Annotated in this window: 16 protein-coding genes; 14 read left to right on the top strand and 2 right to left on the bottom strand. The window is 62.7% G+C overall.

What is annotated here, in order from left to right; genetic code table 11:
* The first annotated feature begins 141 nt into the window (after window positions 1-141).
* From J6524_RS24380 to J6524_RS24415, 8 genes are all read left to right on the top strand, one after another.
* Complete coding sequence (locus J6524_RS24380) at window positions 142-597, top strand: endonuclease domain-containing protein (protein WP_225675264.1); 456 nt, start codon at window positions 142-144, stop codon at window positions 595-597.
* Window positions 598-901: 304 nt separating this feature from the next.
* Window positions 902-2617, top strand: a complete 1716-nt coding sequence (gene ureC, locus J6524_RS24385) for an urease subunit alpha (RefSeq protein ID WP_225675266.1) — start codon at window positions 902-904, stop codon at window positions 2615-2617.
* A gap of 105 nt (window positions 2618-2722) precedes the next feature.
* Window positions 2723-3022, top strand: a complete 300-nt coding sequence (locus tag J6524_RS24390; protein WP_171709683.1) for a putative quinol monooxygenase — start codon at window positions 2723-2725, stop codon at window positions 3020-3022.
* A 28-nt stretch (window positions 3023-3050) separates the two neighbouring features.
* The gene (locus J6524_RS24395; protein ID WP_225675268.1) at window positions 3051-3350 is read left to right on the top strand and encodes a putative quinol monooxygenase; all 300 of its coding nucleotides are present in this window, start codon (window positions 3051-3053) and stop codon (window positions 3348-3350) included.
* 4 nt (window positions 3351-3354) lie between these two features.
* Complete coding sequence (locus J6524_RS24400; RefSeq protein ID WP_225675270.1) at window positions 3355-3954, top strand: urease accessory protein UreE; 600 nt, start codon at window positions 3355-3357, stop codon at window positions 3952-3954.
* Window positions 3935-4672, top strand: coding sequence for an urease accessory protein UreF (locus tag J6524_RS24405; RefSeq protein WP_225675747.1), 738 nt, complete (start codon window positions 3935-3937; stop codon window positions 4670-4672). Before J6524_RS24400 ends, J6524_RS24405 begins: the two co-directional genes overlap by 20 nt.
* Window positions 4673-4837: 165 nt before the next feature.
* Complete coding sequence (gene ureG / locus J6524_RS24410) at window positions 4838-5470, top strand: urease accessory protein UreG (RefSeq protein ID WP_225675272.1); 633 nt, start codon at window positions 4838-4840, stop codon at window positions 5468-5470.
* Window positions 5471-5825: 355 nt separating this feature from the next.
* Window positions 5826-7484, top strand: coding sequence for a CHASE domain-containing protein (locus J6524_RS24415; RefSeq protein ID WP_225675275.1), 1659 nt, complete (start codon window positions 5826-5828; stop codon window positions 7482-7484).
* A 209-nt stretch (window positions 7485-7693) separates the two neighbouring features.
* On the opposite strand, the gene J6524_RS24420 is transcribed toward J6524_RS24415, so the two are convergent.
* Window positions 7694-8242, bottom strand: coding sequence for a sigma-70 family RNA polymerase sigma factor (locus J6524_RS24420; RefSeq protein ID WP_225675277.1), 549 nt, complete (start codon window positions 8240-8242; stop codon window positions 7694-7696).
* Window positions 8242-8439: a NepR family anti-sigma factor gene (locus J6524_RS24425; RefSeq protein ID WP_057838541.1), complete on the bottom strand. Its 198-nt coding sequence runs from the start codon at window positions 8437-8439 to the stop codon at window positions 8242-8244. The genes J6524_RS24420 and J6524_RS24425 overlap by 1 nt, the downstream gene beginning before the upstream one ends.
* 302 nt (window positions 8440-8741) lie before the next feature.
* On the opposite strand from J6524_RS24425, the gene J6524_RS24430 reads away from it, so the two are divergent.
* The 6 genes from J6524_RS24430 to J6524_RS24455 all read left to right on the top strand — a co-directional run bounded on the left by J6524_RS24430 (window position 8742) and on the right by J6524_RS24455 (window position 14793).
* Window positions 8742-9548, top strand: a complete 807-nt coding sequence (locus J6524_RS24430; RefSeq protein WP_225675279.1) for a response regulator — start codon at window positions 8742-8744, stop codon at window positions 9546-9548.
* A 137-nt stretch (window positions 9549-9685) separates the two neighbouring features.
* On the top strand, window positions 9686-10681 hold the full coding sequence (locus J6524_RS24435; RefSeq protein ID WP_225675281.1) for a DUF808 domain-containing protein: 996 nt from the start codon (window positions 9686-9688) through the stop codon (window positions 10679-10681).
* A 366-nt stretch (window positions 10682-11047) separates the two neighbouring features.
* Complete coding sequence (locus tag J6524_RS24440) at window positions 11048-11656, top strand: LabA-like NYN domain-containing protein (protein ID WP_225675283.1); 609 nt, start codon at window positions 11048-11050, stop codon at window positions 11654-11656.
* 238 nt (window positions 11657-11894) lie between these two features.
* Window positions 11895-12776, top strand: coding sequence for a DMT family transporter (locus J6524_RS24445; protein ID WP_225675748.1), 882 nt, complete (start codon window positions 11895-11897; stop codon window positions 12774-12776).
* Between the two features lie 280 nt (window positions 12777-13056).
* Window positions 13057-13443, top strand: a complete 387-nt coding sequence (locus J6524_RS24450; protein ID WP_225675285.1) for a hypothetical protein — start codon at window positions 13057-13059, stop codon at window positions 13441-13443.
* Window positions 13444-13578: 135 nt separating this feature from the next.
* A complete protein-coding gene (locus J6524_RS24455; RefSeq protein ID WP_225675287.1) occupies window positions 13579-14793 on the top strand; it encodes an MFS transporter in 1215 nt (404 codons plus the stop codon).
* Window positions 14794-14849 lie beyond the last annotated feature (56 nt).

Consider the following 14849-nt stretch of genomic DNA (forward strand, 5'->3'; position numbering starts at 1 on the left):
GTCGGGCTCCCTCCCCCCTTGCGGGGGAGGGTTGGGGAGAGGGGTAAGCCGCGGGCGAGGGCGGGAGAAGGAGTCCGACGGCGCATCAACCAGACACGCGCAAGGCGAGCGAAGCTCGCTCTCGAGGTTGGGGAGAGGGGCATGCCGCACGACGAGGTCAGCAAGATTCAGCGAGATCGCGCCAAGCGGCTAAGGCGCACGATGACCCGCGCGGAGACACTGCTGTGGCGTCATCTGAAGGCCGGTCGGCTCGGCGGCCTTGGCTTTCGCCGGCAAACTCCCATGGGCGACTACATCGCCGATTTCGTCGCGCATTCCTGCAAACTCGTTGTTGAAGTCGATGGTGAAAGTCACGATTTCGAATCTCGTCTTCGCCACGATGCCAGACGCGATCCATGGTTCGCGTCGCGCGGCTATCGCGTGCTCCGCTTCACCAATGATGACGTGATGAAGAATCTCGAGGGCGTCGTTCTTTCCATTCTCGAAGCAGCGGAGCAAGCGGCACCCCTCTCCCTAACCCTCTCCCGCAAGGGGAGAGGGAACCCTAACGCCGGTGCGTCCCTGACTGATCTCAAAGGCGGCGAGGAGCAGCCGTGACGCATTGTGAGGTGAGCACGCTGCTAGGGCTCCCTCCCCCCTTGCGGGGGAGGGTTGGGGAGAGGGGTAAGCCGCGGGCGGCGATGGGAGAAGGAATCCGGCGGTGCCTCGACGAGACAGCAGCACGCGTGGAGAGTCCTGTTCTTGCTGATCGTCACACAGCGGAGCAAGCGGCACCCCTCTCCCTAGCCCTCTCCCGCAAGGGGGGAGGGAACCCTTCCGCCGGTGCGTCCCTGACACGCTTCCCGCTGCGTCCGATTTCTATTTCCGCAAACAACGACCGATCCAAAGGCTGGAGCCTGACATGTCCGTAAAAATCAAACGTTCCGTCTATGCCGACATGTTCGGGCCGACCACCGGCGACAAGGTGCGGCTCGCGGACACTGATCTCATCATCGAGGTGGAGAAGGATTTCACCACCTATGGCGAGGAGGTGAAGTTCGGCGGCGGCAAGGTGATCCGAGACGGCATGGGGCAGTCGCAGGCGACCAACAGGCAGGGCGCGGCCGATACCGTCATCACCAATGCGCTGATCGTCGATCACTGGGGCATCGTGAAGGCCGACGTCGCGATCAAGGAAGGCATGATCGCTGCCATCGGCAAGGCCGGCAATCCCGACATCCAGCCGGGTGTCACCATCGTGATCGGCCCCGGCACCGACGTGATCGCGGGCGAGGGAAAAATCCTCACTGCCGGCGGGTTCGACAGCCACATCCATTTCATCTGCCCGCAGCAGATCGAGCACGCGCTGATGTCTGGCGTCACCTCGATGCTGGGCGGCGGCACCGGTCCGTCGCACGGCACATTTGCGACCACGTGCACGCCGGGGCCGTGGCACATGGCGCGGATGATTCAGTCGTTCGATGCCTTCCCGGTCAATCTCGGCATTTCCGGCAAGGGCAATGCCGCGCGCCCGGCCGCGCTGGTCGAGATGATAAAGGGTGGCGCCTGCGCGCTGAAGCTGCACGAGGACTGGGGCACGACGCCGGCCGCGATCGACAATTGCCTGAGCGTCGCCGACGATTACGACATCCAGGTGATGCTGCATTCGGACACGCTGAACGAATCCGGCTTCGTCGAGGACACCGTGAAGGCGTTCAAGGGCCGCACCATTCATGCCTTCCATACCGAGGGCGCCGGCGGCGGCCACGCACCTGACATCATCAAGATCGCGGGCCTGAAGAACGTGCTGCCGTCATCGACCAATCCGACGCGCCCGTTCACGCGCAACACGATCGACGAGCATCTGGACATGCTGATGGTGTGCCACCATCTCGATCCGTCGATTGCGGAAGACCTTGCCTTCGCTGAGAGCCGCATCCGGAAAGAGACGATTGCCGCCGAAGACATCCTGCACGATCTCGGCGCGCTCTCGATGATGTCGTCAGACTCGCAGGCGATGGGCCGGTTAGGCGAAGTCATTATCCGTACCTGGCAGACCGCCGACAAGATGAAGAAGCAGCGCGGCGCGTTGCCCGAGGACAAGGGCAACGACAACGACAATTTCCGCGTCAAGCGCTACATCGCCAAATACACCATCAACCCCGCAATCGCGCATGGCGTGTCGAAGCTGATCGGCTCGGTGGAGAAAGGCAAGCTCGCCGACCTCGTGCTGTGGTCGCCGGCGTTCTTCGGCGTCAAGCCTGACTGCATCATCAAGGGCGGCTCGATCGTGGCGGCTCCGATGGGCGATCCCAACGCGTCGATCCCGACGCCGCAGCCGGTGCACTACCAGCCGATGTTCGCAGCCTTCGGCAAGTCGCTGATCGCATCCTCGGTGGTGTTCACCTCGAAGGCCGCCATCACGGGCGGGCTGGCGCGCAAGCTTGGTATCAGCAAGACGCTATACCCGGTGAAAAACACCCGCGGCGGCATCTCCAAAAAGAGCATGATCCATAACGGCGCCACCCCGAAGATCGAGGTCGATGCCGAGACCTATGAGGTGCGCGCAGACGGCGAGCTTCTGACATGCGCGCCGGCGGAGGTCCTGCCCATGGCGCAGCGGTATTTCATGTTCTAAAGCGCGATCAGCAAAAGTGGATTCCGGTTTTGCGTCCGATCGCGCTTCTGAGCTAAGGTCGCTCCCGGGCGATCAAAGCCAGAAGCAAAGTCCGGGAGGATCTAAGTGATTTACGTCGTTGCCACGCTGACCGTGAAACCCGAAACGCGCGCCGAGTTCATCGCGGCGGCGACCGCCTGCATCAAGGAAACCCGCAAAGAGCCCGGCAATATCGCCTATGACCTGCACGAAAGCGTCACCGACCCATCCAAGATGGTGTTCGTCGAGCAGTGGGAAAACATGGAAGCCCTGGGACCGCACCGCACGGCGGAGCATATGAAGGCATTCGGACGCGTCGCTGTGAAGTGCATGACGGCGCCGCCAAAGATCGAATACATCACGCCCGCAAAGGTCGAAACCCGCTAACAAGAAAAGCCAACGGGAGAAAAAGTTCATGATCTACGTTATCGCCACCACGCCGATGAAGCCGGAAAACAAGGACGACTTCATCAGGGGGCACAAGGCCTGCATCGCTGAGACACTGAAGGAAAAGGGCTGCATCTCCTATGAAGGCCATGTCAGCGTGAACGATCCCAATCTCTACGTGGTGGTGGAGCGCTGGGAGACCCGCGAGGATCTGAATGCGCATGGCCGTGCGCCGCACATGAAGGTATGGCGGGAATATTCCTCGCAGATGAAGACAGGCCCGACGGTGATCGAGATCATCAGCGACGGCAAGGTGGAGAAGTTCTGACCTAATGATTCGCGCGACCAAAGTTTTGGGCCAGCATCGCTGGACGCAATCAGCCGCCGATACCGTCGTGCTCGATTTCGACGACCGGCATCGGCGGCGGATGGCGATGACCGGCACGCGCGGGCTGGAATTCCTGCTCGATCTGGAGAATGCCGTGGCGCTGCGCGGCGGCGACGCGCTGGTGCTCGAAGACGGAAGGCTGATCGAGGTGGTCGCGGCGGCCGAGCCCTTGATCGAGATCCGCGGCGCCGATCCGTTGCACCTGGTCCGCATCGCCTGGCATCTCGGCAACCGCCATCTGCCGACCCAGATCATGCCAAAGGGCCTGCGTATCCGCCGCGATCACGTCATCGAGGCGATGGTGAAGGGGCTCGGCGCACGCATCATCGAGATCGAGGCGCCGTTCGATCCCGAAGGCGGCGCCTATGCGCAGGCTTCGCATGATCATGCCGCGCACCGTCACGATCATCATCACCATCAGGATCATCATCACCATCATGGTGATCACGATCATCACGGTGACCACGATCACCATCACCACGACGAGCATTGCGACCACGATCATCACCACCACGACCACTCCCATGCTCATGACCACAGGTGAGCCAGTCCCCGTCGACGGCCATGGCGAGATGACGGCGGAGCAATCCGCGGCGCTCTATCGAATGATGACCTGGCTGTCGCCGTCCTTTCCAGTCGGCGCGTTCTCCTATTCAAGCGGCATCGAATGGGCGGTGGAGGCGGGCGACATCGCGGATGCCGCCTCGCTGCGCGATTGGCTGGGAGCGATGCTGAGCGATGGCGCCGGATTCTGCGACGCCGTGTTTCTGGCGCAGGCGCATCGCGCCGCGTCCGCGCAGGACAGCGCCGGACTGCGCGAGACCGCCGAACTCGCTTCCGCCTTCGTGCCCTCGCGCGAGCGTCAGCTTGAGACCGCGACACAGGGCCGCGCCTTTATCGACATCGCCCGTGCCGCCTGGTCCTGCGCCGGGCTCGACGATTTGGTTGCCGCGTGCGCCGGTGATACAGTCTATCCGGTCGCGGTCGGCATCGTCAGCGCCGCCCATGGCGTTCCGCCGGCGCCGGCGCTGCATGCGTTCCTGCATGCGGTGGTCTCGAACTGGATTTCCGCCGCCGCTCGCCTCGTGCCGCTCGGACAAACCGACAGCCAGCGCATTCTCGCGGGCCTCGAAACTGACGTCGCCGCCACCGCGAAGCGCGCGCTCACGGCGTCACTCGATGATCTCGGCAGCGCCACCTTTCGCGCCGATCTCGCCAGTCTCCGCCACGAGACGCAGTATACGCGGCTGTTCAGGTCATGACGATGCGATGCACTCTCCGCCCGTCGTCCCCGCGAACGCGGGGACCCATAACCACAAATGTTTGCGATTATGCCGGGCTGGGGCTGCAGTGCGTCGCAACAATCACGTTCAGTGGTTATGGGTCCCTGCGTCCGCAGGGACGACAACACGGAAAGAGCACCTCACATGTCTAAATCTCACGGCCCCCTCCGCATCGGCGTCGGCGGCCCCGTCGGCTCCGGCAAGACTGCGCTGATGGACTTGCTTTGCAAATCGATGCGCGACCGCTACGACATCGCCGCGATCACCAACGACATCTACACCAAATGGGATGCGGAATATCTGGTGCGTTCGGGCTCTCTGACGCCGGACCGCATCGCCGGCGTCGAGACCGGCGGCTGCCCGCACACCGCGATCCGCGAGGACGCCTCGATGAATCTCGCGGCAGTCGCCGACATGCGTGCGAAATTTCCCGATCTCGATCTGGTGCTGATCGAGTCCGGCGGCGACAATCTTGCCGCGACATTCTCGCCTGAGCTCGCCGATCTCACGATCTACGTGATCGACGTCGCCGCCGGCGACAAGATCCCCTCCAAGGGCGGTCCCGGCATCACGCGCTCGGACCTGCTCGTGATCAACAAGATCGACCTCGCGCCTTACGTCGGCGCCTCACTGGAGAAGATGGAGACCGATGCGAAAAGGATGCGCGGTGCGCGGCCATTCGTGATGACGAACCTGAAGAAGAGCGAGGGGCTCGATCGCATCATCGGCTTCATCGAGGCCAAGGGCGGTCTGCGTCCCGCGGCAAAGGCCAAGTAGGTCAGTTAAGTTAGATGAACGGCCCCGCCGGGCAGGGCGGCTAAGGGGCAGGCCAGCGGCCAGGTGAGCACCACGTTAAGATTAATATCCGGTCCCGCCGCCGCGCTTGCGGAATTGTCTGTTCTCGCCGGAACTAAATCGGCGCTGTCTGCTTATCACCTTCTGGCCCGCCAAATCAGCGTTAACGGTGGCCTTATCATTGTTGCCTGCTGCCAACCTCTCAGTTGCGTGCTGATGATCGCTCCGTCATATTCGCCGCGGTTGGCCGTCGCTTCATTGCCACGTGTCTCTGCTCCGGCAGACCCAAAGATGCTTCCAATACGTCTTCGCCAATACGTCATTCCTGAGTAAGCGAGTGGTTCGGCTGGGCTTCATTATTGGCTTCATCGCGCTGATCGGAGTTCTGCTCTCCGGTCTCGCAGCCTATCGCGTCCACGATCAGGAACTGGCGCTTGACGGGATCGCGCTCGCTCGCGCCATCGACGTTCATGCCAGCCTGGTGCAGGACCGGCTCACCGAACGCGAATTGCTCGCGCGCGTTGCATCAGGGTTGTTTCGCTCACCCTCGGTAGTGAGAGCGAACATGCTGCAGCCGTTGCGCTCGGCCATCTACGCCTTCAAGACCGATTTCGTGATCGCGTCTTGGATCGCGCGACTGAGGCCCGCCGATCTGGCCGCGGCACAGGCGGAGCTGAAGAGCGCCGGCTTCACCAATCCGGTAATCCGCGATTTCAACGACAAGCCCATCGACATCAAGACCGTCGACAAGCCACTCGACGTGCTGATGGACCAGGAACCGCGCAGCGCGGACACGCTGGGCTTTCCAGGCCGCGCCTATGATCGCCATTCGGTGATCGGGCCGATGCTGGCGCAGGCGGCAGCGGCCGGCAAGCCGGTGGCTTCGGATCCCATCCCGCTGTTGCGGCAGAGCGGGCCGATCGGCATCGTGCTGGCGTCGGCCATTCTGAAGGAAGGCAACACCGAGCCGGTCGGCTTCGTCACCTTTTCCTACGAGCTGGCGCCGTTGATGCTGACCAATGACGACCGCTCGCTGTTTTCGGTGGTGCTGAAGGATCCCGATGACGCAAGCGACGAATATGTCGCCAACGATCAGGGCGTCGTCAGTTTGCGCCCGGTGAAGCAGGGCGATCCGCTGCCCTCGGTGGTGCGGACGGTGACGTTCGGTGGCCGCGACTGGTCGCTCGCATACTATGCCAAGAACAACGCCGCCCAGCGCGCGCAGCAGACGGCGATCGTCGTCGCGGCCATCGGCCTCGCGCTCACCGGCATCATCTGCGGCCTGTTCGGCTATGTCGCCTACAACAATTTGCGCCTCAGCCGCGAGATCCAGGTCCGCATCGGTTTCGAGCGGCGATTGACCGCGGTCATCGACGAGCTGAATCACCGGGTCAAAAATATCCTGGCGGTGATCCAGTCGATCGTGACACGCACGCTGCGCCATGGCTCCGACATGGACGTATCGCGTGAGCTTTTGATCGGCCGCATCCACGCGATGTCGAACGTTGTGACGCTGCTCAGCGAAAGCCAGTGGCAGGGTGTGAAGCTCCGGGGCCTGTTCGAGTCACGCGCCATCCCGCATGCCGACCGCATCGTGGTGAACGGTCCTGACATTGCGGTCAGCGCGCGCGCCGCGCAGTCGCTGTCGCTGCTGTTCTTCGAGCTGGCCTCGCATTCCGACGAGGGCCTGTCGCTGGTCGGCAAGCATCCGCACATCGTCGCAAACTGGGAAGTCACCGGCGAGGAGCCGGATACGATCTTTCATTTCCGTTGGGAAGAGTTCAACACCAGCGCGGCGACGCGGCGAGAGGACAGTGATTTCGGCCTCATCCTGCTCGACCGCGTTGCGCCGGAAGCGCTCGGCGGCACCGCGAAGCGCTACTTCACCGACGTCAGCTACGTCTACGAACTCACCGCGCCGATGGTCACTGTCGTCGACATGACCGAGCGCGACCGCACCGGAGAGATTTCCGCGCCGGTGCGGCCGGTCAGGTAGCGATCTTTGAATCGGAGGATAGGCGCAGCGCAGCGTCGGCACATTTCAAGCACACGTATGAATTTCAAGCACACGTATGAATCGTGTTGTATGGCGTTGCCTTCGACGGCCTGAATTGAGTTTGGCGACGGACTGAGAACGACTGCGACGATCTACTGACAACAAGGGCGGCCGCTGTGCCGCCCTTTCGTTTCATTTCGATGTCGTCATCATCCGCCGTTGCCGCCGATCACGGCGCGCACGGTCTCGTCAGGTCCGAAATCCTCGGCGCCCTCGACATAGAGCAGCGCAGAGAGTTTCGAGCGCGCGCGGTTGACGCGGCTCTTGATAGTGCCGACGGCGCAGCCGCAGATGGCAGCGGCGTCCTCATAGGAGAAGCCGGAGGCGCCGACCAGGATCAACGCTTCGCGCTGGTCCTGCGGCAACTTGTCGAGCGCGGCGCGAAACTCCTCGAATTCCAGATGCGCGCCTTGCGACGGCTGGGTCTTCAAGGTCTTCGCATAATTGCCCTCGGCATCCTCCACCTCGCGCCGCCGCTTCCGGTAGTCGGAGCGAAACAGGTTGCGCAGGATGGTGAACAACCAGGCCGGCAGGTTCGAGCCGGGCTGGAACGAATCGATGTTGGCAATGGCGCGCAGCAGCGTTTCCTGAACGAGGTCGTCCGCGCGATCGCCATTACCCGAAAGCGAGATCGCGAACGCGCGCAGGCTAGGCACCGACGCCAAAATGTCGTCGCGAAGAGAGTCCGTGAGAGGCATTAGTCCCTCCCGTCATTTTTTGCTGTTTCGTCGATCTGGGCCGCCGCCGCCTCCGGCCCGTCGAGTTTACGGATCAGCTCCGCAAAGCGGTCCGGCACGCCCTGTCGAACCACATCGTCGTACATGGCGCGGAGCTGGTGGCCGATTCTGGATTGAATCTCGGCGTTGAGCCCGCCCTGTTTCTTTACTTCCTTCATGGTCTGATCCACGCTTCCCCGAGAGTTAATTCTCTGTGGTTTCAAGAGGTTACCTCGAAATTGGGCCTTTGCCGCCGAGTTATAGATCAAAGGCTAATGCGAATAGTTGCGGAAGGTTCCGAATTCCTGGAACTTTTTCTGGAACTTTTTTGTCCCCCGGGAGTAGTCGGGTGGACAGGGGAACCAGGGTCCCCCCGCCGCAACTAAAATTGACGCCCGACGCGGCGCATAAAGGTTACGTCCGCCCGGCTGAGACCCTAACTACGGCCAAGGATACGGCCCAAGATAAGGATGGAATGGGGATGTCGCGATCACAGCTCGTTGCTGAACATCTGCCGCTGTTGCGGCGCTATGCCCGTGCGCTGACCGGAAACCAGGCCTCGGGCGACGCCTATGTGGCCGCCATGCTGGAGGCCTTGCTGCAGGATTCCTCGTTGCTGGACGAACGGCATGGCCCGCGCGCCGGGCTGTTCAAGCTGTTCACCCAGATCTGGAATTCGGTCTCGCTCAACGATAACCCTGATGTCGCGACATTGGCGCTGCCGCCGGAGCGCCGGCTGTCCAACATCACGCCGCTGCCGCGGCAGGCCTTCCTCCTGCTCTCGCTTGAAGGCTTCTCCGAGGAGGAGGTGGCGTTCATTCTCAATACCGACATCGCCGAGACCCGGCGCTTGACCGACGAAGCCGGCCGCGAGATGGCGGCGGAAATCGCCACCGACGTGCTGATCATCGAAGACGAGACCTTCATCGCGATGGACCTCGAGAGCCTCGTCAAGAATCTCGGCCACAACGTGATCGGCGTCGCGCGCACCCATGCCGATGCGGTGGCGCTGGCGAAGAACAAGAAGCCCGGCCTGATCCTCGCCGACATCCAGCTCGCCGACGGCTCGTCGGGCCTCGATGCGGTCAACGAATTGCTGCGCGTGTTCGAGGTGCCGGTGGTGTTCATCACCGCTTACCCCGAGCGCTTCCTGACCGGCGAGCGGCCCGAGCCCGCGTTCCTGATCTCAAAGCCGTTCCAGCCCGCGATGGTGTCGGCGGTGGCGAGTCAGGCGCTGTTCTTCCAGCGCAACTCGCGCAACCGCGCCCCGCGCGCAGCCACTGGCTGATCGAAGCGTCGTAGTGTAGAGTTGGAATGTAGAGTTGGAATGATCCGGCGCGCCGCACTGCGCGCCGGATTTTTGTTGGGTCGAACCGTTGCGGCCTTTCGGGCGACGAACGTCTTGATGATGTGGAGCAGGGATCGATGAGTGTTGGGCTGATCGGCCTGCTCGATGATGTCGCGGCAATAGCCAAGGTGGCTGCAGCCTCGCTCGACGATGTGGCGAGCCAGGCCGCCAGAGCGGGTGTGAAGGCGGCCGGCGTCGTCATCGACGATACCGCCGTCACGCCCGGATACGTGATCGGGTTCGAGCCGAAGCGCGAGCTTCCCATTGTAGGGAAAATCGCGGCGGGATCGCTGCGTAACAAGCTCTTGATCCTGCTGCCGGCCGCCCTGGTGCTGAGCTACTTCCTCCCCTGGACGATTACGCCGCTCTTGATGCTGGGCGGTGCGTATCTCTGCTATGAAGGGGTGGAGAAGGTGATGGAAGCGGTCATGCCCCATCAGGCGCATGACCATGAAGCCCAGATCGGCACGGTGGCGGTGAACCCGCAGTCGGTCGAAGATGAGAAGGTCGCAAGTGCGATCAAGACCGACTTTATCCTCTCGGCCGAGATCATGTCGATCACATTGGCGACCCTGCCTGTGGGCAGCATCTGGAAGCAGGCGCTGGTGCTGGCGGTTGTGGCGATCGGAATCACCGCCGCCGTGTATGGCGTGGTGGCCCTCATCGTGAAAGCCGACGACGTCGGCTTGGCGATGGCACGCAGCGGCGTCACGCCGGTGGGCAGGTCGGTCGGACGCGGCATTGTTCGCGGCATGCCCGCGCTCCTGAAAATTCTCAGCGTGATCGGGACGGCCGCGATGATCTGGGTTGGTGGCGGCATCATCCTGCACGGCCTCGAGGTCTACGGTCCGCCTGCGATCCACGACGCCGTCACCAACGCAGCCGAAGCTGTGGCCCACGCCTTTCCATCGCTTGCCGCGATTCTGGAATGGACGGTTGAGGCGGCCATCTCTGGCGTCATAGGCCTGCTGATCGGCGCCGCATCGATTCCGGCCGTCGGATTTGTCTTCGCACCGGCATGGAAACGGCTGAAGCGTCTTCTGCATCGCCGTGGGAATAGGCTGGCTCCGTGAACAGCGGCCGGCCATAGGCCGTGCCGCTTGCCTCCTTGGAAGCGCGGGGCAGCGCGAAGTGAGGTTCCGTCTGCGCCGGCGCAGCATCGGGTCGGCAGGAGGCCCGCTCCTAAACCTTTGTATAGAAGGTCCATCCGTTTCGATGTCGGTTGTTTACCTCCGTACAATTGAGCACGGCGCATATGAGTCTTAGCGTGGGTGCGTCGAGGCAGGATATACATTGTCGCATTGCCTGGCGCACCGTCGCTTCCTCCTCCCGGTTAGCGGGCGCCGCCTGCCTCGTCACCTCGGTCGCCGCGGCGCCTGCCTGCGGGCAAAGCTGAGCCGATGCGTGCACGCATATTTGAATGAGGGTTTATTGGTCTGATGTCACCGTCTGCCACAACCGCGCTCTTCATTGATGGCGCCAATTTGTACGCGACCGCCAGAGCGCTCGGCTTCGACATCGACTACAGGCGCCTGCTCAAGGAGTTCCAGGATCGAGGCGCGCTGTTGCGGGCCTTCTATTACACGACCCTCATCGAGGACCAGGAGTACGTATCGCTTCGTCCCCTGATCGATTGGCTCGACTATAACGGCTACACGGTCGTCACCAAGCTCACCAAGGAATTCTTCGATGCCGGGGGCCGTCGCAAGGTCAAGGGCAGCATGAATATCGAGCTCGCCGTCAACGCGATGGAGCTGGCCGACCGTATCGACGCAATGGTTCTGTTCTCGGGCGACGGGGATTTCCGCCCGTTGCTGGAAGCGGTGCAGCGACGCGGCGTTCACGTTACCGTGGTCTCCACTTTGGCCAGTCAGCCGCCGATGGTGGCCGACGAACTGCGGCGTCAAGCCGACGCCTTTCTTGATCTGGCGGATCTGAAATCAAGGATCGGGCGCGATCCGTCGGAGCGGCCGGCGGCACGCGACATCCGCCAGCAATCGCCGCAATTCCTGCGTGCCACGGTCAATGGAAACGATGTCACGAAGTGATCGTGTGAACCAGTTCACGTCATTCTCCCCGCGCTCGCGCTATCATTGTCGCGAAACGGAGACGACCTCCGGCGGGTGATATCCAAGTTCGCGGCCGGGCACCTCCCCCCGGCTCGGGCCACCAGCTTCAATTTCATAGCTGGTCGGACTTATCCGGCGCGTCCCACCTAGCGCGCCGGTTCTTTTTTTGCGCACACCGACCGTGGAGCCTTGGGCTGCAAGCTGCTATGCGACCGGGATGGATGCGGCGCGGCGCGGCAAATGGATCGGGTTTCTCTGCCTCGGCGTGACGGCGTTCGGATGGGCGCTGAACTGGCCGCTGATAAAGCTCTTGCTGCAGCAATGGCCGCCTCTGTTCGCTCGCGGGCTCGCTGGCGTGGCCGCAGCGCTGATCCTGTTTTCGATCGCGAAGGCGCGGGGGCAGGAGCTTGAAATCCCGCGAGAGGCGATCTCACGGCTGTCGTTTGCGTCCTTCACCAACGTGTTCGCCTGGATGGGATTTTCCACGGTGGCGATGAAATTCGTTCCCGTGGGCGAAGGCGCGCTGATCGTCTACACCATGCCGATCTGGGCGACGCTGCTGGCTTGGCCCCTGGCCGGCATGCGGCCGAAGCTGGTCGATATCGCAGCGCTCGTCCTCGGCGTCGGCGGCATCGCCGTGCTCTTGGGCGGCAATGGATTTTCCTTCGACAGCGGACGGATCATCGGCATCGCTTTGCTGTTCTCCGCCGCGATCTTCTTTGCGATCGGCAATATTCTGAACCGCGTCGCCTTACCGATGCCGCCGCTGGTCGTGGTCGCCTGGCAGGTCGGGCTCGGCTGCCTCGTGATGCTGATCCTTGGCGTCGTGTTCGAGCAGCCAAACTATGGTGCGCTGACGGCGCAAGGGCTGGCCTGCTTCATCTACATGACGCTGGTGCCGATGGGGCTCTGTTATCTCACCTGGTTCGAGACCCTGCGCCGTCTGCCGCCATCCTCAGCCTCGACCGGCATGCTGCTGGTGCCGCTGATCGGCGTGATCTCCGCAGCTCTCATTCTCGGCGAACCTCTCGGCCTCCGCGAAGTCGCTGCGGTGGTGCTGGTGCTCGGCGGCGTGACGCTGGCGTTGCAGAAGGTGTGAGGGGCCTCGTCCTATGCGGTGCCGTTGTGAAAACGTCCCTGCACATCAGATTGAACGTGATGCGATAAGAAAAATTTCAGCAACCACAGCTAGATTGGCCGAAGGACCGAACATAAGTGCCAAGGAAAGTCATGTGGAGCATCTGATCGCGATGCGCCTGGGTTCGCGACTACCTGGATCGCTTGCCGGACCGCACCCCTGATCAACTTCCGCTGCTTCATCGAATTGCTCGGCTGGCAATGGGAGTGACGCTATCTCTTCTGATCCTGGTACCAATAGCTTGGCTGGTGTTCTGGCGTTAGATGGGGCGATGTCTGTGAAGGAGCTTTTCCGAACAATTGGCTTGGTCGCATTTGGCCTGGGCTTCATTTCCATGGGTTGTTATCGATTGTATGGATGGTATGAGACCGGCCAGTTGGTGGTGCACGGAGGGGCTTATCGCCCCTTGTCCTATGGTGCCGAGCCGCTCCTGTTTGCTTTTAGGTTCGCCAACTTCAGCTTGATGGTTGCGCTGGGAGTTCTCTTCATTTTTAGCGCTTCTACTTCCGGCTATGGCGACGATGACGCCGCCACCTACTCGTTCTACTCGGTGCGGATCGCTCCGCTGCGGGGCAAACCCAATTTTGCCGACGGCGGAATGCTGATCGTACAGGTCTCAATGACTTGATCGCCTGTTGAACTGCGTTCCCCGCCCGCATAGGCTTGCGGCAGCAACAACAATAACAGCCGGAAGCGCCCCTTACCGATGCAGTCCGCCGAGCGGCCTTTCCCCCACCGCCGGGGCCTGATCATCGTTGCGACAATGGCCACGGCGTATGTCGCCAGCCATTTCTTCCGCGCCTCCAATGTCACCATCGGCCTCGATTTGATGCGCGATCTCGCCATCGGGCCGGAAGCGCTGGGGGCGCTGACCGGGGCCTTCTTCTTCGGCTTTGCCGCGATGCAGATTCCCTGCGGCTTCTTCTTCGACCGCTTCGGGCCGCGCTACACTGTGGTCGGCATGCTGATCGTCGCGTGCCTCGGCGGCGCCATGTTCACGCTGGCGCCGAGCTGGCCGGTGCTGCTGACGGGTCGGGTGCTGATGGGCGCCGGCTGCGGCGTCATGCTGATCGGCAGCATGGTGGTGATCTCGCGCTGGTTTCCGCCGGACCGCTTCTCGACACTGACGGCGATCGTGCTGTCGATCGGCCTGCTCGGCAATCTCGCCGCCACCACGCCGCTGGCCTGGGCATCGGAGGCAGTCGGCTGGCGTCCGGTGTTCGGCGCCGTTGTCGTGTTCACGGCGCTGGCGACGGTTGCGATCTTTCTGGTGGTGCGCGATGCGCCGCCCGGCCATCCCTTCCTCAGCCGCAAGGCGGAGCCGCCCGGCGAGATGCTCCGTGGTCTCCTCGAAGTGCTGCGCAACCCGCGTCTGAAGCCGATCCTGGCGCTGAACTTCTGCAACTATGCCTGCACCTTCACCGTGCAGGGGCTGTGGGGCGGTCCGTTCCTGCGCGAGGTGCATGGGCTCAGTCCGATCGCGGCGGGCAATGTATTGTTCTTCGCGGTGATCGCCTACCAGGCCGGCATGCTCGCTTTCGGCCCGCTCGACCGCCGGCTCGACACTCGCAAGGGCATTGCGATCGGCGGCACGCTGGTGATCGTTGTCCTGCTCGCGATCCTCGCGCTGCTCTCCCATCCGCCGGCCTGGCTGCCGGTGGCCGTCATCGTCGCCATGGGCTTCTTCTCGGCGTCCAGCACCATGGTGATGACCCACGGCCGCGGCATCTTCCCCGACCGCCTGATCGGCCGCGGCATCTCGACCATGAACACATCAGTGATGCTCGGCGTCGCCTGCATGCAGACGCTCTCCGGCATCATCATCGGCGCCTTCGAGCCGCTCGCCAGCGGCGCCCGCACGGAGGACGCCTATCGCGCACTGTTCGGCACGCTGACGCTGGTGCTGCTTGTGGCGGTTGCGGTCTACAGCCGTTCGCAGGATGTGAAGCCGAGCGAGGAGATGAGGGCGAGGAAGTAGAGGAACGGCCCGGGAGTTCCTGCGCCGGCGGGAATGGGAACGTCGCAACGCATTGC

The sequence above is a fragment of the Bradyrhizobium hereditatis genome (assembly GCF_020329435.1).
Taxonomy (GTDB): domain Bacteria; phylum Pseudomonadota; class Alphaproteobacteria; order Rhizobiales; family Xanthobacteraceae; genus Bradyrhizobium; species Bradyrhizobium hereditatis.

What these genes read in the sequence shown, in the direction of transcription:
- J6524_RS24380 (WP_225675264.1), top strand. Translation starts at nt 142, where the DNA reads ATGCCGCACGACGAGGTCAGCAAGATTCAGCGAGATCGCGCCAAGCGG.
- ureC (WP_225675266.1), top strand. Translation starts at nt 902, where the DNA reads ATGTCCGTAAAAATCAAACGTTCCGTCTATGCCGACATGTTCGGGCCG.
- J6524_RS24395 (WP_225675268.1), top strand. Translation starts at nt 3,051, where the DNA reads ATGATCTACGTTATCGCCACCACGCCGATGAAGCCGGAAAACAAGGAC.
- J6524_RS24400 (WP_225675270.1), top strand. Translation starts at nt 3,355, where the DNA reads ATGATTCGCGCGACCAAAGTTTTGGGCCAGCATCGCTGGACGCAATCA.
- J6524_RS24405 (WP_225675747.1), top strand. Translation starts at nt 3,935, where the DNA reads ATGCTCATGACCACAGGTGAGCCAGTCCCCGTCGACGGCCATGGCGAG.
- ureG (WP_225675272.1), top strand. Translation starts at nt 4,838, where the DNA reads ATGTCTAAATCTCACGGCCCCCTCCGCATCGGCGTCGGCGGCCCCGTC.
- J6524_RS24420 (WP_225675277.1), bottom strand. Translation starts at nt 8,242, where the DNA reads ATGCCTCTCACGGACTCTCTTCGCGACGACATTTTGGCGTCGGTGCCT.
- J6524_RS24425 (WP_057838541.1), bottom strand. Translation starts at nt 8,439, where the DNA reads ATGAAGGAAGTAAAGAAACAGGGCGGGCTCAACGCCGAGATTCAATCC.
- J6524_RS24430 (WP_225675279.1), top strand. Translation starts at nt 8,742, where the DNA reads ATGTCGCGATCACAGCTCGTTGCTGAACATCTGCCGCTGTTGCGGCGC.
- J6524_RS24435 (WP_225675281.1), top strand. Translation starts at nt 9,686, where the DNA reads ATGAGTGTTGGGCTGATCGGCCTGCTCGATGATGTCGCGGCAATAGCC.
- J6524_RS24440 (WP_225675283.1), top strand. Translation starts at nt 11,048, where the DNA reads ATGTCACCGTCTGCCACAACCGCGCTCTTCATTGATGGCGCCAATTTG.
- J6524_RS24445 (WP_225675748.1), top strand. Translation starts at nt 11,895, where the DNA reads ATGGATGCGGCGCGGCGCGGCAAATGGATCGGGTTTCTCTGCCTCGGC.
- J6524_RS24455 (WP_225675287.1), top strand. Translation starts at nt 13,579, where the DNA reads ATGGCCACGGCGTATGTCGCCAGCCATTTCTTCCGCGCCTCCAATGTC.